Genomic DNA, 24839 nt, shown 5'->3' with positions numbered 1-24839 from the left:
ACGGGGTGAGTCTTCAGCGACTCGCTGCTGTGCCGGGTCGCCAGCCCTCTTCTTCCCGGACGGCACCGAGGATTCGCCGACTGATCTCCTTCAACTGCTTCATCTGCGACGTCGTCAGCGGATCGATCACCAGTCGTCTGACGGTGCTCACATGGCCGGGGCTTGCCTGGTCGACCTTCGCCAGCCCGGCATCCGTGATGATCGCGAGCGTGAAACGACCGTCGGCGGGATCGGGAGTCCGGTGCATCCATCCGCGTTTCTCCAGGCGCGCGGCCGCGCGGGACAGCCGGGACAGTGAACTGTTCGCGTAGCCGGCGAGCACGCTCATCCGGAGCGTTCTCTCCGGTGCGCTGGCGAGGGCGTAGAGGATTCCGTACTCGAAATGTGTCACCTGCGAGTCGCTGAGCAGCTGTGCGTCGAGTGCGGCGGGCAGCCACTCCAGGAGCGTTGCCAGAGAGGCCCACGTCTCCAGCTCACCGCTGTCGAGAACCGCAGGATCAGAAGGATCGGACATGAGATCAGAGTACGCGATTGACTTGCCCGGTCAAGTCAAATGATGCAAAATGACTTGACTGAGCAAGTAAAAGGAGTGAAATGGAATTGAAACTGGACGGCAGAAGAGCGTTCGTGAGCGGGTCGACGCAGGGGATCGGATACGCGATCGCGAGGGGACTCCTCTCTGAAGGAGCATCCGTCGTCATCAACGGGCGGAGCCATGGCAGGGTCGACCACGCTGTACGCGAATTGAAGGCGGGAGATCTCGACGCGCCTGTCTCGGGAATCGTCGCCGACTTCGAAGACCCACAACAGGTCGCGCAGCTGATCGAAGAGCTCGGAGACGTCGACATCCTGGTCAACAACGTCGGACTCTTCGAACTCGCACCGTTCGGCGACATCGGCGACGACGACTGGCAGCGGTACTTCGACATCAACGTCATGAGCGGTGTGCGACTGTCACGCGCGGCAATGCCGAGCATGCTCGAAAAGGGATGGGGGCGCATCATCTTCATCGGCAGCGAATCCGGCGTGAACATCCCTGCAGACATGGTGCACTACGGCGTGACGAAAGCGGCGATGCTCGCACTCAGCAACGGCCTCGCCAAGCTCACTCGGGGCACCGAAGTGACGGTGAACACGATCGTCGGCGGTCCGACGTACTCGGATGGCGTCGCTGAAACCGTACGCACGATCTCGCGGGCCCAAGACACGTCGACGGACGCGCTAAAAGCAGCCATCATCGCTGCAAACACCACATCTCTGCTGGAGCGGTTCATCGACCCCGAAGAGGTCGCCAACTTGGCGCTGTACCTGGCGAGCCCACTCTCGTCGGCGACCAACGGGGCGGCGATGCGTGCTGATGGGGGCGTGCTGACGACGATGATCTGATCTTGGGTGGACCGGCGGGTTGCGGGTCAGGACTCCTCGTGCGTCCTCGGGTCGGCATCGAAGAGACGGCCGTCGGCCCGGCCCAGCGCAGTGATCGCCGCGACCTCGTCGTCCCCGAGAACGACGGATGCTGCGGCGAGGTTGGCGCGCTGGTGCTCCAGGGAGGACGCCTTCGGGATGGCGACGCTCTCCCGTGCGACATGCCAGGCGAGAACGGCCTGCGCGGGCGAGATCTCGTGAGCCGCCGCGACCTCGACGATCACCGGCTCCTCCAGCAGCGCTTTCGCCCGCCCGATGGGGCTCCATGCTTCCGTGATGATGCCGTGCTCGCGGTGGTAGGCGAGCTGCTCCTCTTGCGGGAAGTACGGGTGCAACTCGATCTGGTTCACCACAGGGCGCACGCCGGTCTCATGTTCGAGGCGTTCGAGGTGCTCAGGGAGAAAGTTCGACACGCCGATCTGACGCACCACGCCGCGCTGCTGTGCGTCGACGAGCGCAGTCCACGCCTGGACGTACTCGTCCTGAATCGGGTTCGGCCAGTGGATGAGGTGCAGGTCGGTGGCATCGAGTCCCAGTCGGAACCTGCTCTCCTCGATGCTCGTACGCGCCTTCTCGATCGGGTGGTGTCGACCGGGTAGCTTCGTGGTGACGATGACCTCGCTGCGATCCGTCGCGGCATCCGCCACTCCGCGTCCCACAGTGCCCTCGTTCTCGTAGTTGAACGCCGAGTCGATCAGACGATAGCCGGAGTCGATGCCGGCTGCGATCGCTGCCGCTCCTTCCGCGCCGTTGAGGCGATAGGTTCCCAATCCGATCGCGGGAAGAGTGAAGCCGTTGTGAGCGGTGCGAGTGGGCAGAGCAGTCATCGTGGTCTCCTTCGTGGTCTCGAATTCAGCGTACGCGGCACAATGGACTCATGCGCTGTCCCTGTCTATCCGGCGACACATACGAGTCGTGCTGCGGTCCTCTGCTGACGGGAGCGGCGGCGGCGCCGACTGCCGAGCGGCTCATGCGATCGCGGTTCACCGCTTTCGCGGTCGGAGATGCCGCGTATCTTCTGCGGTCATGGCATCCGTCGACCAGACCGAACGACGTCGATCTCGACCCCGATGTCCGCTGGACGCGACTCGACATCCTCGGTACCGAGGCGGGCGGACCGTTCGACACCACCGGTTTCGTGACATTCGAGGCGTTCTACCGCGAGAACCGCGTACAGACATCTCTGAAGGAACGAAGTCGTTTCGTCCGCGAAGACAAGGTCTGGACCTATCTCGATGGCGTGCCCGGCTGATCGATCCGCTCGTCGGTCGTCCAAGACCGCGAGTGATCGGCGCTGTGCGCCTGCAACCCTTGCTCGCTCGGCACGGGACACTCGTGTCGCGGCCTCGCTCGCTGCGGGTAGGTTGGAGATGTGAATGCCAGCCCCGAGCAACAGCGCCTCCTTCTCGACGTCGCCGAACTGGATCGCCGCATCCAGCAGGCCGAGCGTGCGCGCACCACGCCGGTGCAGGGTCCGCGCATCAATGAGCTCTCCAAAGAGCGACAGGAGCAGCTGCGCGAATTGACCACTCTGACCGGTGCCCGCGACGATGCCCGCACGGAACTCGCACGTCTGGAATCAGACGTGAAGCTCGTCGAGCAGCGGCGAACGCGCGACACGGAACGGCTGGCCGCCAGCACCAACTCGAAGGATGCCCAGGCCTTCGAGCACGAGCTCGCCAGTCTTGCCAGGCGGGTCAGCGACTTGGAAGACATGGAACTCGAGGTCATGTCGCGAGTGGAAGAGGCCGAGGCCGCAGTCGCAGCGCAACAGGCTCTCATCGATGTGACCACCGCCGAGGGCACCGAACTCACCACGCAGGCGAAGGCCGCTGTGGCGGCGGCCACGACCGAGGGCGAGCACCTGACCCGCGATCGGGCCGCGATCTCCGCGGGCATTCCGGCCGAACTGCTCGCCGATTATGAGCGCCGCGCGTCACGCGGAATCGGCGTCGGTCTGCTGCGCGGCGGCACCTGCGAGGGTTGCCGCATGATGCTTTCCGGAACCCACCTCAACGAGGTCCGCCGGGCCGCGCCAGACGCTGTGCTGACCTGCCCTGAGTGCGGCGCCATCCTGGTGCGCACCGACGAATCCGGCCTGTGAAGCCCGCGTCCGCTTCGGACGCGAGAATCCTGCTGGCCTCCGCCGGTAGCGGTGACTTCTTCGCCGTCGAGATCGACGCCGATGGCGAAGAACAGAGCCGAGTCGCACTGGCCGGCGCCGAGGTCACCGATTGGGTGCGCGATGTCGAGCAGAAGAGATCACCGCGTTGGGTCATCCGCAGCGCGAGAGAGGTCTATCCGCGGCTGCTGTCTGCTGGGGTGCTGCTGACCAGAGCGCATGATCTTCTGCTGTGCCATGCGATCCTCCGCGACACGGATCGTGTCGCTCGCCCGCTCGCACCATCGGCGGACTGGCTTCCGCGAGAGCCGGATGCCGGAGCGCCCGCGTTGTTCGACCTGCTCGAGCGACCCACGGGTGACTCGGCCGAAGACCTCCTCGAGCAGTATCAGGAGCAGTGCCGCGTCATCGCCTCCGACAAGACCGGGCGACTGTCGTTGCTGTGCGCGGCAGAATCCGCCGGAGGATTGATCGCCGAGGAGATGCGTGCGGCCGGCGTGCCTTGGAACGCGGTTGCGCACGACAGCATCCTCGTCGACATCCTCGGTCCGCGACCGGCGGGAGGTGGCCTGCCCGCGCGCATGACTGAGCTCGGCGAGAAAGTGCGTTTCCATCTGGGGGATGAACAGCTTCACCTCGACAGTCACGTGAAGCTGCTGCGCGCGCTGCACCGCGTCGGGGTGAACGTCGAATCGACGAGTCAGTGGGAGTTGAGCGAGGTCGCTCATCCGGTGATCGAGCCGCTGCTCGCCTACAAGAAGCTCTCGCGCCTGCTCAGTGCGAATGGCTGGGCGTGGCTGGCGGACTGGGTTCACGACGGCCGCTTCCGCCCCGTGTACATTCCGGGAGGCGTCGTCACGGGCCGCTGGGCATCCTCAGGCGGGGGAGCGCTGCAGATCCCACGGATCCTCCGCCCCGCGGTGCAGGCCGACCCAGGGTGGATGCTCATCGTCGCGGACGTCGCTCAGCTCGAGCCACGCATGCTGGCGGCGATGGCCGGAGACAAGGCGATGGCAGAGGCGGCGCGTGGCCGCGACCTCTACGCCGGTGTCGTCGCATCCGGGGCCGTCTCCACCCGTGAGGAGGCGAAGTACGCCGTGCTCGGCGCGATGTACGGAGCCACGACAGGTGACAGCGGGCGCCTGGTTCCACGGCTCCGTAAGGTGTATCCGCGGGCAATGCGCCTCGTCGACGAGGCTGCGCGCACCGGGGAGGATGGCGGGGTCGTATCGACGAACCTCGGCCGTTCGTCACCTCGCCCCGATACCGCGTGGCAGGCGCATCAGAGCGATGCGAGCGGCGCCGACGCTGATCCGATCGAGGTGAAGCGCGCCCGGCAGAGCGCGCGGGAGCGCGGCCGCTTCACCCGCAACTTCGTGGTGCAGGGGACTGCTGCCGAGTGGGCGCTCATCTGGCTCGCAGAGATCCGTCATCGATTGCGGAACCTTCCGGAGGCGGCGATGCCGGCCACGCCATCCGGTCCTTTCGCCCGCAATGCGCATCTTGCGTTCTTCCTCCACGACGAAGTGATCCTGCACGTCCCGGCCGAGTCGGCGGATGCGGCAGCGGACGCGGTTCGGGAAGCCGCTGCCGTCGCGACCCGACGACTGTTCGGCGCCTTTCCGATCGATGTGCCTCTTGATCTGCGAATCGTGCAGACCGCGGAGAAGTAGACTGAGGGGGCGAATGGGTCGGCTGGACGGCCGCGTTGCGGGAGACCGCACCGAGGAACGTCCGGGCTCCACAGGGCAGGATGGTGGGTAACACCCACCCGGAGCAATCCGCGAGAAAGTGCCACAGAGAGTAGACCGCCGGGGCATGCCCCGGTAAGGGTGAAAGGGTGGTGTAAGAGACCACCGGGGGTCATGGTGACATGACCCGCCAGGTAAACCTCGTCCGGAGCAAGGTCAGACAGAGGATGTTGACGCGGCTCGCCGAGTCCTCGGGTAGACCGCTGGAGCGGCACGGCAACGTGTCGCCGAGAGAGATGGCCGTCGAAGGGATCCCTTGAGAGAGGCCCCGGAACAGAACCCGGCGTACAGGCCGGCCCATTCGCATTAACCCATCTGATCGGGGATTCCTTGGTTAGATGGGTTTCTTAGTCCGCAGAGAGTCCGCAGAATCGCGCGAAACGCCCAGAACCGAGTCCACGGCATCCCTCGTGCGGTCATCAGAGTCTGCCCAGCGCAGGCCAAAGCGCAGCATGCAGCGTTCCTCGCCGACGCGAACGCCCGAATGTCTGCGGGACTCGTCTCGATCGCCCGCTAACAGACTGGTGCGGCCGTGAACCACGGTTGGCACCACACCAGCGCTGAGGGGACCGGTTACTCGCTCCGCGAGGCTCTCAGCGCAGAGGGGTCCCAGAGTCACACACTGGGACCCCTCATCTTGTCCCAGAGCCGCATCCTGCCGATACGATCGCACTCGTGACCGAAGCGTTAACCATCGCCAGCCTCATCATCGCCGCCAGCACGGTCGTCGTGTCGGTCGTGATCGCTCGCTGGGGATGGACGCGCGACCAGCGGCACCGAGATCTGGCATCGAGAGCAGAGTGCGCAAAGGCGCTCACCCGGCTTATCCAGGCTCGAACCGCACCCTTGACCGATCCAACATGGACCTCGGTCACGGCGACGGCCGCGAACCTGCACCACATCGAAGCGCTTGCGGCTATGGCCGGCATGTCCGCCCAACGCCGGGACGATCGCGTCGTGCGTTTCTTCGCAGACCAGTCCTTCGCTCTGCAGGAGGAGTCGGTCCAATACGTGGTTTCGGGCGACATGCAGCGGGACCGCGTCGAGAACAAGATCGGCCCGCGCCTTGGAGGCCTTCTCTCTGCGGCAGCACAACTGCAGGACGACGTCATCGTGTGGCAAGATCTCGGGACGACTGAGCACACCCAGTCGTTTTGGTCGCACTACGCATCACAGCTGCTGCGACTCACGCCCCGTCCCACCAGTTAGCGCATCAGCGTGACGGGGATTCCGGTCTGGATGTCCGCACCGTTGACGTGGCTGAAGGCCTGGATCGTCCCGACATCCTCGAGGCCGATGCTCGCATCAGGGTAGAAGACCACGATCCGCTCATCGGTGTGCGTGATGCTGGCGCTGGTGTAGTTCGCCTGAGTAGCGCTCGACCATTCGAACACGTGCGCCGTTGCCTGCTCGTGGAACCGGACGCCGTATCGCTTGCCACCGTTGCCATCGACGCCGTAGTAGTCGATCCCATATCCGAAGTACTCGATCTCGCCGGGGATGACTTCGCCGAGCCCCCAAGTGACCGTGATCGACCCGCCTTCCACTTCGATGAGTGCGGACGTGACGTATCGAGGCAGCGGCTGGTTGCTCATGCGCTGACAATAGCGCGCACGTGCGACCGTCCGGAGCACGCTCGCACACAAAGAGGCACGCAGAGGCGAACCTCGCACCGTTCAGCCCGATTCGAGCCTGATCCCAGATCGTCAGAAAATCCAGACATGCCCGACCACTGCCCACCTCCCGCGCGGTCCTGGCGCTTCTCTCCGTGTGTAAATACACGATGTGGGGGAATTGGATCAGCACAGATCATGGCTCTTCCGAGCCGCCGATACCGCGCTACTGTCTTGGCATGCAGACTGGCGACTCGACCATAATCCGACGCCCCGCCGAGAAAGATTCCACTGTGGTCGTTCGCATTCAGCGCGCCGAGTTCCCTTGGGCGCTGCCGCGGAGGCCCGTCGACGCCACCCGGACGCTGTTTCGCGCGATGGAGCAGGCACAGGGCAACGCTCGCGCTCCGTTCTTTGTCGCTGAAAGCGATGGCAAGGTAGTCGGATATGCCTGCGCGCAGCCATACGCGCCGTTCGTCGATGGTGACGATCTAATGAGCCCTGACAGCCCGGTCGCCGTCATACCGCAGGTGGCGGTCATTCCGACGGCTCGAGGGTTGGGGATCGCCACCTCGCTGCTAGACCATCTACACGAAGCGCTGGGACCAGCAGATTTCTCGATCGCGCTCGCACACATTCGACCCGAGCTGCGGCGCTGGTACGAGCGCATGGGGTGGACAGTGCTCCCCGAACATTTCGGCGTCGCGTGGATCGAGCCGCCGTCTGTCCTGAATCGCCGCATACTGCCTGCTGAAGCGCCGGACAATGCGGTTGCGACTCATACTCCACTGATGCATCAGCCCCCGATGCAAATCCACGGCAACACCACGATCGCTTTCCGCTTTCCCGATGCGAGCATGCGCATCATCGCAGCATCGTTCTATGAGGCCACAGACGACGCGATTGCGAATGGGAGACGAGCAGCGCAGTCCCTGATCAAAGCCCTCAACGATGACAGCGGCGCGCGTGCGAAGATCCCCTCGCACTCCGCCATGATGCTCCAGGTATCAGCCCTCGAGCCTGAAGCAGCGGCAGCCTGGATCGAGGAAAACTGGCCGCCGAAATCCCCGCCCGTCTAGGATCGGCAATCGTGAGCGGACCTTCAAAACCCGGCATCGAGCACCGCTATCTTTCGCCAGAACAAGTCTGCGACTTGGTCCCGGGGTTGACCATTGCGAATCTGCAAGAGCTGCGGAAGAAGGGCAGTGGCCCGCGATACCGCAAGCCGACAGGCGAGTTCGGGAAGGTCATCATCTACGCGGAGGCGGACGTCCGCGCGTGAGTGGAGAGCTCCATCGTCACGACGAAGGATCAGCCCTAAATCACTCCCATGCGTGACGGTTTCAGTCCGCAAAAAGTCCGCGAAAGTCCCGATTGTTCTCAATCGGCTACATTCATCGTCAACTTCTAAACTTGTGCCTGAACAGGGTAAACAATCAAGTACCACTTTCGCCGTTTAGGGACGATGAGGGCACGCTCAGAACCCGGCGTACAGGCCGACCCATTCGTTTAATCAGACTTGACCAGGTCTTCTCTTAGACCGCCCATGCAGAGTGCGGGTCAAGGGCTTCCCCAGTCCGGTCGTCAAGTGGGCCCACAGTCCAGGTAAGGGCCAGCCCCTTTCAGCGCACGATCATGTAGGCGCCATCGGACGGATCGACGATGACGGGGAACGACCGTCCCAATCGCTCGATGGCACTGTCACTCCCTCGGTGCGTCGCCTCGAACGCAGGAACGCCAGGTCCGCTGATGCGCAGGGTGACTTCGACACCCGTCTCTTCTCCGAGACTCACAGATCTCGGATCCTGCACCTCGGCCGTCGCGGGACGACCGTGCATCTCGAGGCGGCGCACACGTCGCTGCATGCGGGCGGTGGAGACGATCGTTGCCAGTCCGAGCCCGCCCACGACGATGATGATCGCCACCCCGCCGATCAGCGTGGGCAACTCGAACGCCCCGACGACTGCGAGGGTGATCATCAACGCGGGGCCGATGAGCAGTTCGATCACACCGCCGACGTAACTCGCGAACCGCGCCACAGGGCCTTTGACGCGTACCTGGGCGAAGTTGCCGTCTTGCGCCAGCCAAAGCTCGTCGGGCTTCATGAGAAGACTATAGTCCCCAGCCCATACCACCACGGCGAAGGGCTCGGAGACCGTAGTGGTCGCCGAGCCCTTCGCTTGTCAGAGGGTCGTGATCAGTCGGCTGCGAGAGACGCGGCGCCGATGATTCCGGACGAGTTGCGGTGGATTGCCGGAATGATCGGCGTGTTCAGCTCGAGCAGCGGGATGAACTTCTCAGGGTGCTTGGAGACACCGCCGCCGACGACGAAGAGGTCGGGGCTGAACAGGAACTCGACGTGCGAGAAGAACACCTGGAGGCGAGCCGACCACTCCTCCCAGGAGAGCTTCTCGCGCTCCATCGCGGAGTACGCCGTCCACTTCTCGATGGAGGCGTCCCCGACCGTCGTGCCGTTGTACAGAAGGTGCCCCAGCTCCGTGTTCGGCAGCAGCACGCCATCGTACAGGAACGCCGAGCCGATGCCCGTGCCGAGGGTAGCCAGGATCGTCAGGCCGGAGACGTCACGCGCGGCACCGTGTCGCACCTCGGCGACGCCGGCGGCATCCGCATCGTTCACGAACGTGATGTGACGACCCAGACCGTCCTCGAAGAACTTCTCGGCCTCGAAGCCGATCCACTTGTCGGACACGTTCGCAGCAGAAAGCGTCTTGCCGTTCTTCACGATCGCGGGGAAGGCCACGCCGAGGGGGAGATCAGAGTCCCGGACTTCGAGCGTGTCGAGCACCTCGTTGACAGCCTTGAGGACGTCTTCAGGCGACGCCCCCTTGGGGGTGTCCACCCGGACGCGATCCGAATCGAGCGCACCCTTCTTGAGGTTGACAATGCCTGCTTTGATGCCTGTGCCGCCGATGTCGACGCCGATCGCTTGTGCCATGCGTAATAGCCTAGCGAGCGCCCGCGACGACAGTAGGATCGTGACAGAAGCTTACGAAGGGAGCTGCCATGTCTGACGGCGAGAACAAGTACTGGTACAACACCACCACCAACCAGGTGGAGTTCGGCTACGCGTCGCCTGCTGTCGACAGGGTCGGCCCCTTCGACACCGAGGAAGCAGCCTCGAACGCCCTCAACACTCTTCGCGAGCGCTCAGAGGCGTGGGCCGCCGAGGAGGCCGTCGACGAAGACTGGCGCAAGTCGACCGACGCCGACGGGAAGTAGAAGACACATGGGAATGGACAAGCAGCGAGACTTCGTGCTGCGCACGATCGAAGAACGCGGCGTCAAGTTCGTACGGCTCTGGTTCACCGACGTGATCGGCACTCTGAAGTCCGTCGCGATCGCCCCGGCAGAGGTCGAGGGCGCATTCGCGGAGGGCATCGGATTCGACGGCTCGGCAATCGAGGGGCTGACGCGTACCTACGAGTCGGATCTGCTCGCGCAGCCCGACCCGACGACGTTCCAGACGCTGCCGTGGCGGGGCGAGATCGACCCGACCGCCCGCATGTTCTGCGACCTCACGACTCCGGACGGGCAGCCCGCCGTCGCCGACCCGCGCCACGTGCTCAAGCGCACGCTCGCGAAGGCCGCCGATGCCGGCTTCACCTTCTACACGCACCCCGAGATCGAGTTCTACCTGCTCAAGTCGTCCTTGATCGGGCCGGAGGGCCCCGTCCCGGTGGACTCCGCAGGTTACTTCGACAATGTGCCGGGCGGGACGGCGCACGATTTCCGCCGACGTTCGGTGCGGATGCTGGAAGACCTGGGCATCTCGGTCGAGTACAGCCATCATGAGGGCGGTCCCGGCCAGAACGAGATCGATCTGCGGTACGCGGACGCGCTCACCATGGCCGACAACATCATGACGTTCCGCACCGTGGTCAAAGAGGTCGCGATCGAGCAGGGCGTCTATGCGACGTTCATGCCGAAGCCGATGAGCGACCAGCCGGGAAGCGGCATGCACACGCACATGTCGCTGTTCGAAGGCGACCAGAACGCCTTCTGGGAGGAGGGCGCCCAGTACCAGCTCTCCAAGACGGGGCGGCACTTCATCGCCGGTCTGCTCAAGCATGCCAACGAGATCGCCGCCGTCACGAACCAGTTCGTGAACTCGTACAAGCGGCTGTGGGGCGGCGACGAGGCGCCCAGCTTCGTCACCTGGGGCCACACCAACCGCTCCGCTCTCATCCGCGTGCCGATGTACAAGCCGCACAAGAGCCAGTCCTCGCGCGTCGAGTATCGCGGCCTCGACTCGGCCGCCAACCCCTACCTCGCCTATGCCCTTCTGCTCGCAGCCGGACTCAAGGGAATCGAGGAGGAGTACGAGCTGCCGCCCGAGGCCGAGAACAACGTCTGGTCTTTGAGCGATGCGGAGCGCCGTGCGCTCGGCTACTCCTCACTGCCCGCCAGCCTCGATCACGCGCTGGAGTACATGGAGTCATCTGAGCTCGTCGCCGAGACGCTCGGCGAGCAGGTGTTCAACTACGTGCTGCTCAACAAGCGCAAGGAGTGGGAGGCCTACCGCGGTCAGGTGACCCCGTTCGAGCTGAAGAGCAACCTCGAGCTTCTCTGACCCGATGGCCCGATCGGATCCGACGTTCTCGCTGTCTTCGCTGGCTCGAGTCGGTTTCACCGACCTGAGCGCGGCGGCTGAGGCGCTCGAAGAGCTCTCGACGCTGGTGGGGATCGATCGCGCGACGATCGTCGACGGTGCCGTCTCGGCGGATCCTGACGGTGCCGCCGAGGGGATGCTCCGAGTGGCGCGGCGTGACCCGGTCGCGCTGGCGAGAGTGCTGCGCGATGAGACTGCGCGCGGCATCTGTTGGCGGGTTTTCGGTGCGTCGACCGGCCTGGCCGATTTCTTCCTACGGCATCCCGATCAGCTCTCGGTGCTCGGTGAGGTCGGGCCGCTGGTGCCGAGCGCGACGACGCTGAGCGAGCGCCTGCTCGATGCTGTCGGCGCGAAGGATGGGTTCGCCGACACCGCCGACGATTCCGCATTGGTCTCGCTGCGGGTCGCCTATCGTCGCTCGCTCGCAGAGATCGCCGCCGTCGATCTCTCTGCCCCTGAACCCGCCTTGCGGATCGCTGCGGTATCGGCTGCCCTCGCAGACGTTGCCGGCGCAGCCCTGGAGGCATCCCTCGCTGTGGCGCGCACTCGAGTCGCACGCACCCGCCCACGCGACGAGGTCGCTCTCACGAAACTGGCGATCATCGGGATGGGCAAGGCCGGTGCCCGCGAGCTCAATTACGTGAGCGACGTCGACGTGATCTTCGTGGGTGGCACCGCCGACGAGGAGCGGCTCGAGGAGGGCCGCTCCATCGACATCGCGACCAAGCTCGCCATCGAGACGATGCGCGGGCTGGAAGGCATCGAGGTCGAGCCGCCGCTGTGGGAGGTCGACGCGAATCTTCGTCCCGAGGGCAAGCAAGGCGCGCTGGTGCGCTCTCTCGGCTCTCATCTGGCCTATTACGACAGGTGGGCGAAGAGTTGGGAGTTCCAGGCGCTCCTCAAGGCGCGTCCGCTCGCAGGGGACCCGGCGCTCGGTGCGGCGTACATCGAGGCGGTGCAGCCGAAGATCTGGTCGAGCGCCGCACGCGAGAACTTCGTGGACAGCGTGCAGCGGATGCGCGAACGCGTCACGGAGCATATCGGGCCCGAAGACGCCACCCATCAGATCAAGCTCGGCGTCGGTGGATTGCGAGATATCGAGTTCACCGTGCAGCTGCTGCAGCTCGTGCACGGCCTCACCGATCCGAGCCTTCGTACGAGAGGAACTCTGGAGAGCCTGGATGCTCTCGTCGCAGGCGGCTACATCGGGCGCGAAGACGCCGGGACGTTCGCCTCCGACTACCGCACGCTACGACTGTTGGAGCACCGACAGCAGCTGCGCGAGCTATCGCGCACGCATCTCATGCCCCGGACACCCGACGGACTGCGGATTCTGGCCAGAGCCACCGGACTAGCCGACACCGGCGAAGGCATCTGGGCGCTCTGGGAGAGCATCCGCCGCGAGGTGCGCGACATCCATACCCGACTGTTCTATCGTCCGCTGCTGAGCGCCGTCGCCGCGCTGCCGGAGGAGGAGCGCACGCTGTCCACGGCGCAGGCACATGACCGTCTCGCAGCCATCGGCTTCCGAGATGCGGCCGGCGCACTGCGGCACATCGGCGCACTCACCTCTGGGATCAGCCGCAAGGTCACCATCCAGCGCCACCTCATGCCGATCATGGTGCGCTGGTTCGCCGACGGCAGCGACCCTGACTACGCACTGCTCGCCTTCCGAAGGATCAGTGAACGATTGGGGGATACCTCGTGGTTCCTCCGGATGCTGCGCGATTCATCCGGTGCAGCAGAGAGCCTCACGCGCCTGCTCTCGGCGTCGCGCTACATCGGCGAGCTCATGGAGTGGATTCCGGAGTCGGTGGCGTGGCTGGACAGCCTCGACCGGCTTCGCCCACGGGCCGCGTCGCAGCTGTATGAGGAAGCACGGGCGATCCAGACCCGGCACAAGTCCGTCGCGCCTGCACTGAAGGCCGTTCGTGCGCTGCGGCGGCGGGAGTTGCTCCGCACGGCGATGGGCGCTGTGCTCGATGTGCTGAGCATCGAAGAGATCGCAACGGCGCTCTCCGCGATCACCGACGCGACCATCCAGGCCGGGCTGCGCGCAGTGCGGCGAGAGGTGGTGCCGCCGGAGGACGACGCCCTCGAGTTCGCGGTGATCGGCATGGGGCGGTTCGGTGGTGCCGAACTCGGTTTCGGCTCGGACGCCGACATCCTGTACGTATACGACGCCAACGGGATCGATCCGCAGCGTGCGCAGACGCTCTCGACGCAGCTGGTCGCCGGCCTTCGCGAGCATCTGACCGATCATCGCGTGCCCCTCGACCTTGACGCGGATCTGCGCCCTGAGGGCCGCCAGGGACCAGTGGTGCGATCCATCGCCGCCTACACGGAGTACTACCGGCGATGGTCGGTGTCGTGGGAGGCGCAGGCACTGCTGCGAGCCCGCGGTGTCGCCGGCAGTTCGCGGCTGCTTGCGAAGTTCATGGAGCTTGCCGACAGCATCCGGTACCCGGAGCAGGTCGACGAGCAGGGGCTGCGCGAGATCAAGCGCATCAAGGCCAGGGTGGAGGGCGAGCGGCTTCCACAGGGGGCGGATCCGCACCGCCACCTCAAGTTGGGCCCTGGTTCGCTCAGCGACGTCGAGTGGCTGATCCAGCTGATCCAGTTGCAGCACGCCCATGCGGTGCCGTCGCTGCGGACCACATCGACGCTTGCCGCATTGCAGGCGGCGGTGGATGCTGAACTCATGTCCGCCGACGACGCGGACAAGCTGAGAGAGGCCTGGCTGCTGGCCAGCAGGCTGCGTTCGGCGATCACGCTGCGCACAGGGCACACGGCGGACATACTTCCGGCGGATCGGCGTGAGCTCGACGCGCTGGGCCACTTGCTCGGATACCCCGACGGCTCGGCCAGCGCCGTCGAAGAGGACTACCTCGGCGTAACCCGGCGTGCACGACGGACGTTCGAGCACCTCTTCTACGGCTGAGTTGCGCGATCGCCGTCGCTGGCTCAGGCTGAGCACATGACAGCGACGAAGATCGGCATCATCTGGAACCCGTCGAAGATCGACGAGGACGTATTGCGCTCGGCGGTCGCCGAGACGCTGGACGGGGATGTGCAGTGGTGGGAGACGAGCGAGGACGATCCGGGGCTCGGCATGGCGAAGGATGCCCTCGCGGCCGGATGCGGGACCGTGATCGCTGTCGGAGGAGACGGCACGGTGCGTGCGGTGGCCGAGGCGCTGGCCGGGACCGACGTCGCGCTCGGGATCGTGCCTCAGGGCACAGGCAATCTGCTCGCCCGCAACCTCGAGGTGCCATTGGACGACATCCCCGCTGCGCTGAGGCGGATCGGCACCAGTGAGACTCGGACGATCGACCTCGGTTGGGTGAGCATGAACGGTGAGGAGCGGGCCTTCACGGTCATGGTCGGGTTCGGCATCGACGCGCAGATGCTGGTGGAGACGGACGATGATCTGAAGGATCGCGCCGGCTGGCTCGCCTATGTCGAGGCGATGGGCCGTGCCATGGCCGGCACGGAGATGACCGGCATCAGGCTTGCTCTGGACGGGGGAGACCCGCAGGAGGTGCGTGGTCACACTCTGCTGATCGGAAACTGCGGCATGGTGCAGGGCGGTGTACGGCTGCTGCCGGACGCGAAACTCGACGACGGACTGCTCGACCTGCTACTGGTGAGCGCCGACGGCGCGCTGCAGTGGCTCGACACCGTACGCTCCGTGGTCTGGGACAACGGCATCCGTCGCCTGCTGACACGTGACGAGACGGCGGTGAGCACCGAATCCACCCGTCACCTGACCGCTGAGCGCATCAGCGTGGAGCTGGAGCAGCCGCTGGCTTTCGAAGTCGACGGCGAGGAACTCGGCGAGGTGTCATCGTTCGAGGTCCGTGTGCAGGCCGGCGCTCTGCTGGTGCGCTGAGCGACGGCGGTCACTGAATCTCGACGCGGGTGAGACTCTCGAGCAGCAGCTCACCGGTGGCGTTGGTCGCGTGCATCATCTCCTCCAACCGTTTCGCGTTGATCGGAGGGACCTCTGCATCGTCGAACATGAACACGAGCGGGACCGCGGGGTGGATCCAGGCGCTCATCCGCCCGTTGGAGCCGCCGTCGACAGGCAGCCAGGTCATCATGAAGCTCTCCTGGCGACGGAGCTTCGTCGCCACGACGACCTTCAGATGCGCGAGTGTCTCGTCTTCGATGCCTATCGCCTCAGCGGTGTGGTCGTACTTGAGTCTGCCCATACTGCACCTTAACCCGACACGGTGCGCGCGCTCGAACGGTCAGACCAAGGGGATGGCGCTCGAGCCATAACCCAGGCGGCCGCGAGTGACGACGATGAGCACGAGAGCCGTGACCGTGAAGCCGATCGTCACGGGCAGCAATCCGTACTCGTTCAGTATCGGAGCGGGGAAGAGCGGTGCGGCGATCTTGTTGGCGAATGTGTTGAACGATGCGTGCATCAGCATCGTGATGAGCAGACTGCCTCGCGCGTGGTTGAACACCCAGGTCATGATGATCGTGAGGGCCGTGATCATGACGATGAACATGACCATGTTGGGAATGGTGGGTGGTGTCCACACGCCGCTCCAGAAGAGCGGAAAGTGCCACAGGGCCCAGAGCACGCCCAATATCAGGCTTCCCCGCAGAGGACCCGTTCCGCTCTGCAGGCGGGGCAGGGCGAAGCCGCGCCAGCCGGGTTCTTCACCGAGCGGTCCGCCGAGGAAGAACGTCGCGAGGAACGCCAGAGGATAGGCGGCCAGCAGCGGAGCGACCACGGGGTCGAAAGAGGCGGCCGCCCCCGGCACGACGATCGCGCCCAACAGCACGATGATCGGAATACCGATGAGGATGAAGAGATACCACTGGAGCCCCACGCGCCACTGGACGTACCGTCGCAGCAGGCGCACCACGCCGACCTTGCCCTCGGTCAGACCGGTGACGATGAAGGCCGCCGCTGTCGGGGCGAACGTGGCGACCGGGATCGCGATCGCGAAGGCCAGCAGCGGAAGCTTGGGCAGGATGCCGTTCGCCGAGAGCGCGAGTGGCACCTCGATGAGCCACGCCAGCACGAACGCGATCACGAAGAAGGAGATCAACGGATGTCGGGTCAGTGGACCGGAGCGGGAGCGCGACAGTCGGTTCGTTCCTTCGACACTGGCCATGATGGCTCCGCCCTGGTGAGACCACCTCACTGTTCGAAGCTTGGCCCCCTGCCACGGTGTATGTCAACGCCCGATACCGGGGGCTGAATTCACTCGTCGTTGACGGTCGGCGTAGAAACGGCGATTCCTTCCTCCGACCGAGAGAAGAGTCTGGGTCGGAGGAAGGAATCGCCGGCATGGGTAGTGACGGCTACAGGTCCGGTCTGGCCGGAAAACTCGAGCCCGGGGTTTTACACCCCGTAGTACAGCTCGAACTCGAACGGGTGCGGACGCTGCGCCATCGGCAGGATCTCGTTCTCGATCTTGTAGGAGATCCAGGTCTCGATGAGCTCAGGCGTGAAGACGCCGCCCTCGAGCAGGAACTGGTGATCGTCGCGGAGAGCGTCGAGCGAGTCCAGGAGGGAGTTCGGCACCTGCGGGATGTTCTTGGCCTCCTCGGGCGGGAGCTCGTAGAGGTCCTTGTCGACCGGCTCGTGCGGCTCGATGCGGTTCTTGATACCGTCGAGGCCCGCCATCAGCTGGGCAGCGAACGCAAGGTACGGGTTGCCCGAAGCATCCGGAGCGCGGAACTCGATGCGCTTCGCCTTCGGGTTGGATCCGGTGATCGGGATACGGATCGCGGCGGATCGGTTACCGGCCGAGTAGACCAGGTTGACGGGAGCCTCGAAGCCCTTGACAAGGCGGTGGTAGCTGTTCAGGGTCGGGTTCGTGAAGGCGAGAATGGCGGGTGCGTGCGCCAGGATGCCGCCGATGTACCAACGGGCGATGTCGCTGAGCTGGCCGTAGCCTGCCTCGTCGTAGAACAGCGGCTTGCCGTCGCTCCACAGGGACTGGTGCGTGTGCATGCCGGAGCCGTTGTCGCCGTAGAGCGGCTTCGGCATGAAGGTCGCCGACTTGCCCCACTGCTCTGCGGTGTTCTTGACGATGTACTTGAACTTGAGGATGTCGTCGGCCGCGTGCACCATCGTGTCGAAGCGGTAGTTGATCTCCTGTTGGCCACCGGTGCCGACCTCGTGGTGCGAGCGCTCCAGGATGAAACCAGCCTCGATGAGCTTGAGGGTGATGTCGTCGCGAAGGTCTGCCGTCTTGTCGACCGGGCTGACCGGGAAGTAACCGCCCTTGTAAGGGGTCTTGTTTCCGAGGTTGCCGCCCTCTTCGTCGCGGCCGGTGTTCCAAGCGCCTTCCTCGGAATCGACGCTGTAGAAGCTCGAGTTCGAGGTGACCGAGTAACGAACGTCGTCGAAGATGTAGAACTCGGCCTCGGGGGCGAAGAACGCGGTGTCGGCGATGCCGGTCGAAGCGAGGTACTTCTCTGCCTTCTTGGCGACCTGACGCGGGTCCTTCGAGTAGATCTCGCCGGTGCGCGGGTTGTAGATGTCGAAGAGCATGACGAGAGTGCTCGCCTCGCGGAACGGGTCCACGTATGCGGTCGTGACATCCGGGATGAGCTGCATGTCGGACTCGTGGATGCTGGCGAAGCCGCGGATGGATGAGCCGTCGAACAGCTGGCCATCGGTGAAGAACGCCTCATCGACGGTCGACGCGGGGATGTTGAAGTGCTGCTGGACACCGGGCAGATCAGTGAAACGGATGTCAAGGAACTTGACGTCGTTCTCCTTGATATAGCTCAGAACCTCGGACGAATCGGTGAACATTTATCACTCCAGATGATGCGGATCGGGGCCTTGAAGGCTGCAAGCAGGTTATGGCCGAGGGGTTACTCCGCCGTGTCTTCTATGTTTCCGACATGTTACAGACCGCCGATAGACTGGGGATGTGACGGATGCTGTGAACACGTACCCCGGTGAACGTCTCGGACTTCCCGCCGCCGGCCCGCGCAGTATCGCCAGGGCCGGCCGTCGTATCGGCGCCCTCGCGATCGACTGGGCCGCCGCGGTGGTCATCTCCATCGCGTTCTTCCAATACGACTCGATCGCCACGCTGGTGATCTTCGCCGTCGCGCAGATCGTCTTCATCCCGACGATCGGCGGCAGCCCAGGACACCGGATCCTCGGGATGCGCGTCGTGATGCTGCGCGGTGGCTGGGTCGGACTCTGGCGCCCGATCGTACGCACGCTGCTGCTGGTGGTCGTCATCCCCGCCGTCATCTGGGATCCGGATCAGCGCGGCCTGCACGACAAGGCCGTCGGCACGGTCTTGATCCGGGCCTGACCTCCCGGACTTCAGCTCCGGCCGCGATTGCGACGTCGGGTCTCCTTCGGCGCACGACCGCCGAGGAACGAACGTGCAGGATCGACGATGAAGCCCCGGCGAAGCGCTTCGCGTCCGATCAGCATCCGAAACCCCATCTCGTCACGATTGCTGAGCGTGACCTCCGACACGACGAGCTGATCGACGATGCGGATCGCGAGCATCACCACGAGCCGTTGCTGTGCATGGCCGGAAGAGCTGCGGACAGCGCGCCTGTCATGGACGGGGCATTCGACGATCGTGGCATCCGCGTTGGTGTGCTGCCACGGATTCACGCGGAACCGCACCCAGGCTTCGCCCTCGCGCTCGAACTCTTCGACGTCGAATGCATGCAACGACGACGTGCGCGCGCCGGTGTCGACCTTGGCCTTGATCCAGTCCACTCCGGCGTCCGGCAGGCTCACCCATTCACGCCACCCCGTAAGAGTGTTTGAATGAGATGTCTTGGTCACTCGATACATCTTGGCAGGAAACATACGTGAAGCTCGCAGTTCTCTCCCGCGCTCCGCAGGCGTACTCGACGCAGCGCCTCCGCGCGGCCGCTCTCCAGCGCGGACACAACGTCAAGGTGCTGAACACGCTGAAGTTCGCGATCGATCTGACTGCGGATGAACCCGACCTGCACTACCGGGGTCGCCCGTTGAGCGACTACGACGCGATCCTGCCCCGAATCGGCAGTTCGATCACCTACTTCGGCACTGCTGTGGTGCGTCAGTTCGAGCAGATGGACGTCTACACGCCCAACACGGCGAATGGCATCTCCAGCGCCCGTGACAAGCTCCGCGCCAACCAGATCCTCTCGCGCCACAACATCGCCATGCCTGCGACTGCGTTCGTTCGCAACCGTGCCGATGTGCGGCCGGCCATCGAGCGGGTCGGCGGCGCCCCTGTGGTCATCAAGCTGCTGGAAGGGACTCAGGGCATCGGCGTCATCCTCGCGCCGCAGGTCAAGGTCGCGGAGGCGATCATCGAGACGCTGCACTCCACGAAGCAGAACGTGCTGATTCAGAAGTTCATCGCGGAGAGCAGGGGTCGCGACATCCGGGCGCTGGTCGTGGGGGACCGCGTCGTCGCGGCCATGCGTCGCGTCGCCGCGGGCGACGAGTTCCGCTCCAATGTGCACCGTGGGGGCAGCGTCGAGCGGGTTCAGCTCGACCCCGCGTACGAGCAGGTCGCGGTGCGATCCGCGCAGATCATGGGCCTGCGGGTCGCCGGTGTCGACATGCTGGAAGGCGACGATGGGCCCCTGGTGATGGAGGTCAACTCCTCACCCGGGCTTCAGGGCATCGAGCAGGCGACGAATCTCGACGTCGCGGGTGCCATCATCGACCACATCGCCGCACAGGTCGCATTCCCCGAGATCGATGTCCGACAGCGTCTGACGGTGTCAACCGGTTATGGCGTGGCGGAGCTGCTCGTGCACAACGCCGCCGAGCTCGTCGGCAGGACGTTGGGTGAATCGGGCCTGTGGGAACGCGACATCACGGTGCTGACGCTGCACCGCGGCGTCAGCGTCATCCCCAACCCGCGCAAGCATGTCGTGCTCGAGGCGGACGATCGGCTGCTCTGCTTCGGCAAGCTCGAGGAGATGCGTGGAATGATCCCCGAGCGCCGCCGTCGCAGGGCGAAGGTGCGGCGCCTGCCGAAGGAGCCGTTGAGCTGAGGCTCGCGCTGTGAGCGTCAGCGTTGCGGATCAGCGCGGACGCTGAGCGCGGACCTTCGTCGGGTCGACACCCTTCGGGATCGGCAGTGATGAGACCGACTGCGAGACGGAGTCGATGCGGCGGATCACGGCGGCCATCGTCGTCTTGTCGATCGCCTTCGGAAGCTTCTTGATGGTCTTCGAGAGATCGGCGATCGCGACCTCGTCGTCACCGTGGCCCACGTAGAAGACGTGCACCGGAACGCCGTTCGCGACTCGCTGCGCCTTGCTGCGCTCCTCGTTCACGAGCCGTGTGAGGCGTCCGCGGGCGCCTTCGCCGACGACGACGATGCCGCCACGCCCGATTGCGCGGTAGACGGCTTCCTGAGTCTTGGGGTTGATGCCGACGGGAGTGTCGGAGGACTGCCAGTTGCGTCCGAGGCTCGTGCTCAGCACGTGTCCGGAGGCTCCGGGCATACCGTCGATCTTGGCGTACATCGCGTTGGTCGACAGTCGAGTCATCAGGAACAGGGCGCCGAGGACACCGAGCATGAGGCCCGTGATGGCCCAGAGGACGAGCGTCCACACCTGGAACGGCGGGATGAGGTAGCCGACGACGAGGCCGAGCAGAACACCGCCGACGAGGATCGCGCCCTGGGCCCAGGGGAGCCAGCCGTACACCTCACGAGTGAACCGGAACAGGGACTTGATCTGGGAGAAGAACCCCGGACGCTTCTCGGGTTCTGGAGCACGCTTAGCCATGGGTACAAGACTACCGAGTCCGCACGCCACGCACGTGCGCGTTCGCGGGCGGCGCACTCGTTCTGCACATCTCCAGGAGGTGTGGATCTGTCCACATTCGGCCGCTGTCGGTGTCGATCACGCGCGGGCTGCGCTGTGATGGGGCGATGAACGAAACGGATGCTGTAGTCGACCGTGCGTCCCTCGTACCAGGCGTGCACCGCTTGATCCGCGCGATCGAGGGGAACGAGGGGCCGTTCACCGGGACGCTTGTCGCGTTCGATGATGCCGTCGCAGTCTGCGTCGATGTCGAGCGGCTGAGCGAGTGGGCGGGCTGGGCTTTCTCGGATGCCGAGCACGTGTGCGGTGTTCTGGACATCAGGCGTCGTGCCGACGGGCACGATGCGCTGCTGCCGTGGTGCACACAGCGCGTCGAGGCGTTCCTAGGGCGCCGGGGCGCATCCCAGTCGCCCCCAACGCCGGGGGAGCTCGGCACCCTTGTCGCAAGTCTGCTGCGCGGCGTGCGCGAACTGGGTGCGGATGCTGACGCGCTGGGCGATTGGTGGCTGACTGCCGACGGGCGTCCGTTGTTCGTGCACGGTGAGGGTGGGAGCGCCCGGGCGCGTACGGCTGCCATCATCGAGCGGATGGTGCGCCAGGAGGCAGACCGAAGCACTGTTCGGATTCTCGAGGAAGTGGTCTCCGCGCTGCGCGGGCCGCGCCATCCTGCTGACGACGATCGGCGCTGGGAGGAGCAGCTGTTCGCGCGGGCCGCACCGCGCGCCCTGCAGCTCGATGTGTTCGCACCGGAGAGAGTGAGCGACATCGCCCCGCGACTCGTCGCAGCAGATAAGGCCTCTCGCGATGCCGCCAGCGGGCGGCGACGGCGAGGGCCGGGCGAGAACCGGATCGACGGGGTGACACGAGATGATTCCCGGCGTCGCGAGCGGCGCAGCACGCGCAGCCGGCGATCGAGAGACGAACAGGCCCAGCGAGTGGATCGATCGAGCCGGCGACGGATGTCCGAGGACCAGACGAGACGAGACCGCCCCGCGACTGGCGCTGCAGCACTGCTGCGCTTCCTGGCAGGTGGCGCGCGAGGAGGCCTGGAGCGTCTGCGCGACCGGCTCGTCGTGCGTCCGGTGCTCCAACGCGACGTCGGGAGGGCTGAGAAGTTCAAGCCGTCCCGCCGCCGAGCATTTCTGGTGGCCGGGGCGCTCGGGGCGGCTGTGCTGATCGTCGGACTGCTGTGGCCAGCCGACGGCGGTGATGCACCTGCCGAAGCGTCCTCGCAGAAGGGGCCATCCACGGCAGACTCGAACGGAGGCTCACCACACGAACAGGTGCCTGATGTACCAGCGTCGCCGACGTCCTCTCCGGCACCGTCAGAACCCTCTCCCGACGTGGGCACGGCGCTGGATGCGGTTCCCGCGCTGCTCGATGCGATCCATGCGTGCGTCACGGCCGCCGCAGAATCCTGCGGCGATGCGATCGCAGAGGGCGCCCGTACGCCGACCGAGGGGCTGGCGATCCTCGGCGCTTCCGGGAGCACGTCCACGTTGGTGGACGACTACGGAGATGTCGCCGTGATCCGGCTGACGCCGATTGCTACCGGAGGTACTGAACTTCAGGGCACCGAGCAGATGATGGTCCTGGAGCGCGGAAACGACATCTGGCTGGTGCGCGACGTGTATGACGTCGCGCACCAGCCAGATTAGGTGCGTGCGGTGCTCAGACGCCGAGGTTGCCGGCGAAGTTCGCAGCTTCGAGGCGAGCCTTGATGGCTCCGAGGAATCGCGCGGCGTCGGCACCATCGATGATGCGGTGGTCGTACGACAGCGCCAGGTAGACATACGAGCGCACGGCGATCGCATCGACGCCGTCGACCTTCACGAGGCCCGGACGCTTGACGACGATGCCAGTACCGAGAATCGCGGACTGCGGCAGGAACACGACGGGGGTGTCGAAGAGCGCACCACGCGAACCGGTGTTGGTCAGCGTGAATGTGCCGCCTGCCAGCTCGTCGGGCTTCAGCTTGTTGTCACGCGTGCGCGCTGCCAGATCGGCGATCTCATGCGCGATCTGAGCGATGTTCTTCGACGCAGCGTCACGCAGCACCGGAGTGAGCAGACCACGCTCGGTGTCTACCGCGATCGAGACGTTCTCGGTGGCCGGGTAGACGATGTTCTCGCCGTCGACCGTGGAGTTGACGATCGGGAACGCTTGCAGCGCTTCTGCTGTCGCGAGTGCGAAGAACGGCAGGAAGGAGAGCTTGTCGCCCGTCTTCTGCAGGAACTCCGTCTTCGTGGCATCGCGGTACGCGGCGAGAGCGGTGACATCGACCTCGACCACAGTCGTCAGCTGCGCGGTCTGCTGCATCGACTCGACGGCGCGCTTGGCGAGAACCTTGCGCAGACGCGACATCGGCTGGGTCGTGCCGCGCAGTGGCGAGACCTCGAGCGGCGCGGGAGCAGCGGCCGATGCGGCAGCGGTCGGCGCGGCCGTCTTCGATTCGGCGGCCTTGAGAACGTCTTCCTTGCGGATGCGTCCGCCGACGCCGGAACCCTTGACAGCTGCCAGGTCGACTCCCTGCTGGGACGCGAGACGGCGCACGAGCGGGGTGACGTAGACGTTGTCGCCGTCGGTTGCGGCCGGGGCCGCCTCAGCGGGGGCGGGAGCCGCAGGTGCAGCAGTGGGGGCGGGAGCAGCGACCGGCGCCGCGGCTGCTGCAGGAGCAGGCTCTGCGGCCGGAGCAGGTTCTGCAGCAGGGGCGGGCGCAGCGGCCGGTGCCGCTGCAGCGGGTGCCGACGCAGCCTCTGTCGCGGGAGCTGCCGCAGCAGGGCTTGCAGCGGGCGCACCGGAGCCGACACGTGCGAGCACACTGCCGACCGCGATCGTCTCGTCTTCTGCAGCGAGGATCTCCTGCAGCACACCGGCGACAGGGGACGGGATCTCGGTGTCGACCTTGTCGGTCGAGATCTCCAGCAGCGGCTCGTCAACGGCGATCTCATCGCCGACCTGCTTGAGCCAGCGTGTGACGGTTCCCTCGGTGACGCTTTCGCCGAGCTCAGGGAGCACGACGTCGGTGGCATCGCCGGATGCAGCAGCGGGCGCAGCCTCAGGGGCAGGCGCGGCCTCTGCAACGGGAGCGGCCTCGGCAGGCGCGGCTTCAGCGGCCGGTGCGGCCTCGGCCGCGGGCGCAGCCTCGGCGGCGGGAGCAGCCTCTGCTTCAGGCGCTGCGGCTGCCGGATCATCCGCAGCGGGTGCGGCAGTGCTGCCATCGCCGATCCTGGCGAGCAGAGCACCGACCTCGACGGTCTCGTCCTCGGCGACCAGGATCTCCTCGATCACGCCGGCGACCGGCGAGGGGATCTCGGTGTCGACTTTGTCGGTCGAGATCTCAAGCAGGCCCTCATCCGCCTGCACGGTGTCTCCCACCTGCTTCAGCCAGCGGGTGACCGTACCCTCTGTGACGCTCTCACCGAGAGCGGGGAGGACCACGGATGTGCTCATGACGGAGTCTCCTTCAAGAATGTTTGTGACATGTTCAGCTTAGTGACCCTGACACC

Annotated in this window: 25 protein-coding genes and 1 other RNA gene; 15 read left to right on the top strand and 11 right to left on the bottom strand. The window is 65.4% G+C overall.

Annotation, left to right across the window (positions count from 1 at the left end; genetic code table 11):
• Nucleotides 1-13: 13 nt before the first annotated feature.
• Nucleotides 14-514 (bottom strand): MarR family winged helix-turn-helix transcriptional regulator, encoded by a 501-nt coding sequence (locus QFZ46_RS18975; RefSeq protein WP_307364036.1) that lies wholly within the window; start codon nt 512-514, stop codon nt 14-16.
• Nucleotides 515-594: 80 nt separating this feature from the next.
• Between QFZ46_RS18975 and QFZ46_RS18970 the strand changes: the two genes are divergently transcribed.
• Nucleotides 595-1386 (top strand): SDR family NAD(P)-dependent oxidoreductase, encoded by a 792-nt coding sequence (locus QFZ46_RS18970; RefSeq protein ID WP_307364034.1) that lies wholly within the window; start codon nt 595-597, stop codon nt 1384-1386.
• Nucleotides 1387-1412: 26 nt separating this feature from the next.
• On the opposite strand, the gene QFZ46_RS18965 is transcribed toward QFZ46_RS18970, so the two are convergent.
• Nucleotides 1413-2252, bottom strand: coding sequence for an aldo/keto reductase (locus tag QFZ46_RS18965; RefSeq protein ID WP_307364032.1), 840 nt, complete (start codon nt 2250-2252; stop codon nt 1413-1415).
• A gap of 50 nt (nt 2253-2302) precedes the next feature.
• Here QFZ46_RS18965 and QFZ46_RS18960 point away from each other — a divergent pair, with 50 nt between their 5' ends.
• From QFZ46_RS18960 to QFZ46_RS18940, 5 genes are all read left to right on the top strand, one after another.
• Nucleotides 2303-2677: a YchJ family protein gene (locus QFZ46_RS18960; protein ID WP_307364030.1), complete on the top strand. Its 375-nt coding sequence runs from the start codon at nt 2303-2305 to the stop codon at nt 2675-2677.
• Between the two features lie 120 nt (nt 2678-2797).
• The gene (locus tag QFZ46_RS18955) at nt 2798-3529 is read left to right on the top strand and encodes a zinc ribbon domain-containing protein (RefSeq protein ID WP_307364028.1); all 732 of its coding nucleotides are present in this window, start codon (nt 2798-2800) and stop codon (nt 3527-3529) included.
• Entirely contained in the window at nt 3526-5220 is a 1695-nt protein-coding gene (locus QFZ46_RS18950) for a bifunctional 3'-5' exonuclease/DNA polymerase (protein ID WP_307364026.1), read from the top strand. Before QFZ46_RS18955 ends, QFZ46_RS18950 begins: the two co-directional genes overlap by 4 nt.
• 14 nt (nt 5221-5234) lie before the next feature.
• An RNA gene (gene rnpB / locus QFZ46_RS18945) (RNase P RNA component class A) lies at nt 5235-5602 on the top strand.
• 371 nt (nt 5603-5973) lie between these two features.
• Nucleotides 5974-6507, top strand: coding sequence for a hypothetical protein (locus QFZ46_RS18940; RefSeq protein ID WP_307364025.1), 534 nt, complete (start codon nt 5974-5976; stop codon nt 6505-6507).
• Here QFZ46_RS18940 and QFZ46_RS18935 read toward each other — a convergent pair.
• Nucleotides 6504-6893 (bottom strand): hypothetical protein, encoded by a 390-nt coding sequence (locus tag QFZ46_RS18935; protein WP_307364023.1) that lies wholly within the window; start codon nt 6891-6893, stop codon nt 6504-6506. The genes QFZ46_RS18940 and QFZ46_RS18935 overlap by 4 nt on opposite strands.
• 257 nt (nt 6894-7150) lie before the next feature.
• Here QFZ46_RS18935 and QFZ46_RS18930 point away from each other — a divergent pair, with 257 nt between their 5' ends.
• The gene (locus QFZ46_RS18930) at nt 7151-7990 is read left to right on the top strand and encodes a GNAT family N-acetyltransferase (RefSeq protein ID WP_307364021.1); all 840 of its coding nucleotides are present in this window, start codon (nt 7151-7153) and stop codon (nt 7988-7990) included.
• Nucleotides 7991-8001: 11 nt separating this feature from the next.
• The gene (locus tag QFZ46_RS18925; RefSeq protein WP_307364019.1) at nt 8002-8193 is read left to right on the top strand and encodes a hypothetical protein; all 192 of its coding nucleotides are present in this window, start codon (nt 8002-8004) and stop codon (nt 8191-8193) included.
• A gap of 340 nt (nt 8194-8533) precedes the next feature.
• Here the strand turns inward: QFZ46_RS18925 and QFZ46_RS18920 are convergent, their stop codons facing one another.
• Nucleotides 8534-9016: a hypothetical protein gene (locus QFZ46_RS18920; protein WP_307364017.1), complete on the bottom strand. Its 483-nt coding sequence runs from the start codon at nt 9014-9016 to the stop codon at nt 8534-8536.
• Between the two features lie 92 nt (nt 9017-9108).
• Complete coding sequence (gene ppgK / locus QFZ46_RS18915; RefSeq protein WP_307364014.1) at nt 9109-9867, bottom strand: polyphosphate--glucose phosphotransferase; 759 nt, start codon at nt 9865-9867, stop codon at nt 9109-9111.
• Between the two features lie 68 nt (nt 9868-9935).
• Between ppgK and QFZ46_RS18910 the strand changes: the two genes are divergently transcribed.
• From QFZ46_RS18910 to QFZ46_RS18895, 4 genes are read left to right on the top strand one after another with little or no spacing between them, the layout of a single operon-like run.
• Entirely contained in the window at nt 9936-10151 is a 216-nt protein-coding gene (locus QFZ46_RS18910; protein WP_307364012.1) for an SPOR domain-containing protein, read from the top strand.
• 13 nt (nt 10152-10164) lie between these two features.
• The gene (locus tag QFZ46_RS18905; protein ID WP_307364010.1) at nt 10165-11502 is read left to right on the top strand and encodes a glutamine synthetase family protein; all 1338 of its coding nucleotides are present in this window, start codon (nt 10165-10167) and stop codon (nt 11500-11502) included.
• A gap of 4 nt (nt 11503-11506) precedes the next feature.
• Complete coding sequence (locus QFZ46_RS18900; RefSeq protein ID WP_307364008.1) at nt 11507-14482, top strand: bifunctional [glutamine synthetase] adenylyltransferase/[glutamine synthetase]-adenylyl-L-tyrosine phosphorylase; 2976 nt, start codon at nt 11507-11509, stop codon at nt 14480-14482.
• Between the two features lie 36 nt (nt 14483-14518).
• Nucleotides 14519-15433, top strand: coding sequence for a diacylglycerol/lipid kinase family protein (locus QFZ46_RS18895; protein WP_307364006.1), 915 nt, complete (start codon nt 14519-14521; stop codon nt 15431-15433).
• A gap of 10 nt (nt 15434-15443) precedes the next feature.
• On the opposite strand, the gene QFZ46_RS18890 is transcribed toward QFZ46_RS18895, so the two are convergent.
• From QFZ46_RS18890 to glnA, 3 genes are all read right to left on the bottom strand, one after another.
• On the bottom strand, nt 15444-15755 hold the full coding sequence (locus QFZ46_RS18890; RefSeq protein ID WP_307364005.1) for a DUF7882 family protein: 312 nt from the start codon (nt 15753-15755) through the stop codon (nt 15444-15446).
• A gap of 39 nt (nt 15756-15794) precedes the next feature.
• A complete protein-coding gene (locus QFZ46_RS18885; protein ID WP_307364002.1) occupies nt 15795-16676 on the bottom strand; it encodes a CPBP family intramembrane glutamic endopeptidase in 882 nt (293 codons plus the stop codon).
• A gap of 230 nt (nt 16677-16906) precedes the next feature.
• The gene (gene glnA, locus QFZ46_RS18880; RefSeq protein ID WP_307364000.1) at nt 16907-18331 is read right to left on the bottom strand and encodes a type I glutamate--ammonia ligase; all 1425 of its coding nucleotides are present in this window, start codon (nt 18329-18331) and stop codon (nt 16907-16909) included.
• A 121-nt stretch (nt 18332-18452) separates the two neighbouring features.
• Here glnA and QFZ46_RS18875 point away from each other — a divergent pair, with 121 nt between their 5' ends.
• Complete coding sequence (locus QFZ46_RS18875; protein WP_307363998.1) at nt 18453-18848, top strand: RDD family protein; 396 nt, start codon at nt 18453-18455, stop codon at nt 18846-18848.
• Between the two features lie 11 nt (nt 18849-18859).
• On the opposite strand, the gene QFZ46_RS18870 is transcribed toward QFZ46_RS18875, so the two are convergent.
• Nucleotides 18860-19348 (bottom strand): ATP-dependent zinc protease family protein, encoded by a 489-nt coding sequence (locus QFZ46_RS18870; RefSeq protein WP_307364689.1) that lies wholly within the window; start codon nt 19346-19348, stop codon nt 18860-18862.
• A gap of 17 nt (nt 19349-19365) precedes the next feature.
• Here QFZ46_RS18870 and QFZ46_RS18865 point away from each other — a divergent pair, with 17 nt between their 5' ends.
• Nucleotides 19366-20550: a RimK family alpha-L-glutamate ligase gene (locus QFZ46_RS18865; RefSeq protein ID WP_307363996.1), complete on the top strand. Its 1185-nt coding sequence runs from the start codon at nt 19366-19368 to the stop codon at nt 20548-20550.
• Nucleotides 20551-20580: 30 nt separating this feature from the next.
• On the opposite strand, the gene QFZ46_RS18860 is transcribed toward QFZ46_RS18865, so the two are convergent.
• A complete protein-coding gene (locus QFZ46_RS18860) occupies nt 20581-21291 on the bottom strand; it encodes a DUF4191 family protein (RefSeq protein ID WP_307363994.1) in 711 nt (236 codons plus the stop codon).
• A gap of 146 nt (nt 21292-21437) precedes the next feature.
• Here QFZ46_RS18860 and QFZ46_RS18855 point away from each other — a divergent pair, with 146 nt between their 5' ends.
• A complete protein-coding gene (locus QFZ46_RS18855) occupies nt 21438-22988 on the top strand; it encodes a hypothetical protein (protein WP_307363992.1) in 1551 nt (516 codons plus the stop codon).
• 13 nt (nt 22989-23001) lie between these two features.
• Here the strand turns inward: QFZ46_RS18855 and sucB are convergent, their stop codons facing one another.
• The gene (gene sucB, locus QFZ46_RS18850; RefSeq protein WP_307363990.1) at nt 23002-24783 is read right to left on the bottom strand and encodes a 2-oxoglutarate dehydrogenase, E2 component, dihydrolipoamide succinyltransferase; all 1782 of its coding nucleotides are present in this window, start codon (nt 24781-24783) and stop codon (nt 23002-23004) included.
• Nucleotides 24784-24839: the final 56 nt, after the last annotated feature.

This window comes from Microbacterium murale (assembly GCF_030815955.1).
Taxonomy (GTDB): domain Bacteria; phylum Actinomycetota; class Actinomycetes; order Actinomycetales; family Microbacteriaceae; genus Microbacterium; species Microbacterium murale_A.
Note: the sequence above shows the minus strand (reverse complement) of the source record. Positions and strands in the feature narration are given on the sequence as shown.

What these genes read in the sequence shown, in the direction of transcription:
- QFZ46_RS18895 (WP_307364006.1), top strand. Translation starts at nt 14,519, where the DNA reads ATGACAGCGACGAAGATCGGCATCATCTGGAACCCGTCGAAGATCGAC.
- QFZ46_RS18905 (WP_307364010.1), top strand. Translation starts at nt 10,165, where the DNA reads ATGGACAAGCAGCGAGACTTCGTGCTGCGCACGATCGAAGAACGCGGC.
- sucB (WP_307363990.1), bottom strand. Translation starts at nt 24,783, where the DNA reads ATGAGCACATCCGTGGTCCTCCCCGCTCTCGGTGAGAGCGTCACAGAG.
- ppgK (WP_307364014.1), bottom strand. Translation starts at nt 9,867, where the DNA reads ATGGCACAAGCGATCGGCGTCGACATCGGCGGCACAGGCATCAAAGCA.
- QFZ46_RS18965 (WP_307364032.1), bottom strand. Translation starts at nt 2,252, where the DNA reads ATGACTGCTCTGCCCACTCGCACCGCTCACAACGGCTTCACTCTTCCC.
- QFZ46_RS18970 (WP_307364034.1), top strand. Translation starts at nt 595, where the DNA reads ATGGAATTGAAACTGGACGGCAGAAGAGCGTTCGTGAGCGGGTCGACG.
- glnA (WP_307364000.1), bottom strand. Translation starts at nt 18,331, where the DNA reads ATGTTCACCGATTCGTCCGAGGTTCTGAGCTATATCAAGGAGAACGAC.
- QFZ46_RS18870 (WP_307364689.1), bottom strand. Translation starts at nt 19,348, where the DNA reads ATGTATCGAGTGACCAAGACATCTCATTCAAACACTCTTACGGGGTGG.
- QFZ46_RS18930 (WP_307364021.1), top strand. Translation starts at nt 7,151, where the DNA reads ATGCAGACTGGCGACTCGACCATAATCCGACGCCCCGCCGAGAAAGAT.
- QFZ46_RS18890 (WP_307364005.1), bottom strand. Translation starts at nt 15,755, where the DNA reads ATGGGCAGACTCAAGTACGACCACACCGCTGAGGCGATAGGCATCGAA.
- QFZ46_RS18960 (WP_307364030.1), top strand. Translation starts at nt 2,303, where the DNA reads ATGCGCTGTCCCTGTCTATCCGGCGACACATACGAGTCGTGCTGCGGT.
- QFZ46_RS18920 (WP_307364017.1), bottom strand. Translation starts at nt 9,016, where the DNA reads ATGAAGCCCGACGAGCTTTGGCTGGCGCAAGACGGCAACTTCGCCCAG.
- QFZ46_RS18935 (WP_307364023.1), bottom strand. Translation starts at nt 6,893, where the DNA reads ATGAGCAACCAGCCGCTGCCTCGATACGTCACGTCCGCACTCATCGAA.
- QFZ46_RS18910 (WP_307364012.1), top strand. Translation starts at nt 9,936, where the DNA reads ATGTCTGACGGCGAGAACAAGTACTGGTACAACACCACCACCAACCAG.
- QFZ46_RS18975 (WP_307364036.1), bottom strand. Translation starts at nt 514, where the DNA reads ATGTCCGATCCTTCTGATCCTGCGGTTCTCGACAGCGGTGAGCTGGAG.
- QFZ46_RS18860 (WP_307363994.1), bottom strand. Translation starts at nt 21,291, where the DNA reads ATGGCTAAGCGTGCTCCAGAACCCGAGAAGCGTCCGGGGTTCTTCTCC.
- QFZ46_RS18885 (WP_307364002.1), bottom strand. Translation starts at nt 16,676, where the DNA reads ATGGCCAGTGTCGAAGGAACGAACCGACTGTCGCGCTCCCGCTCCGGT.
- QFZ46_RS18900 (WP_307364008.1), top strand. Translation starts at nt 11,507, where the DNA reads ATGGCCCGATCGGATCCGACGTTCTCGCTGTCTTCGCTGGCTCGAGTC.
- QFZ46_RS18855 (WP_307363992.1), top strand. Translation starts at nt 21,438, where the DNA reads ATGAACGAAACGGATGCTGTAGTCGACCGTGCGTCCCTCGTACCAGGC.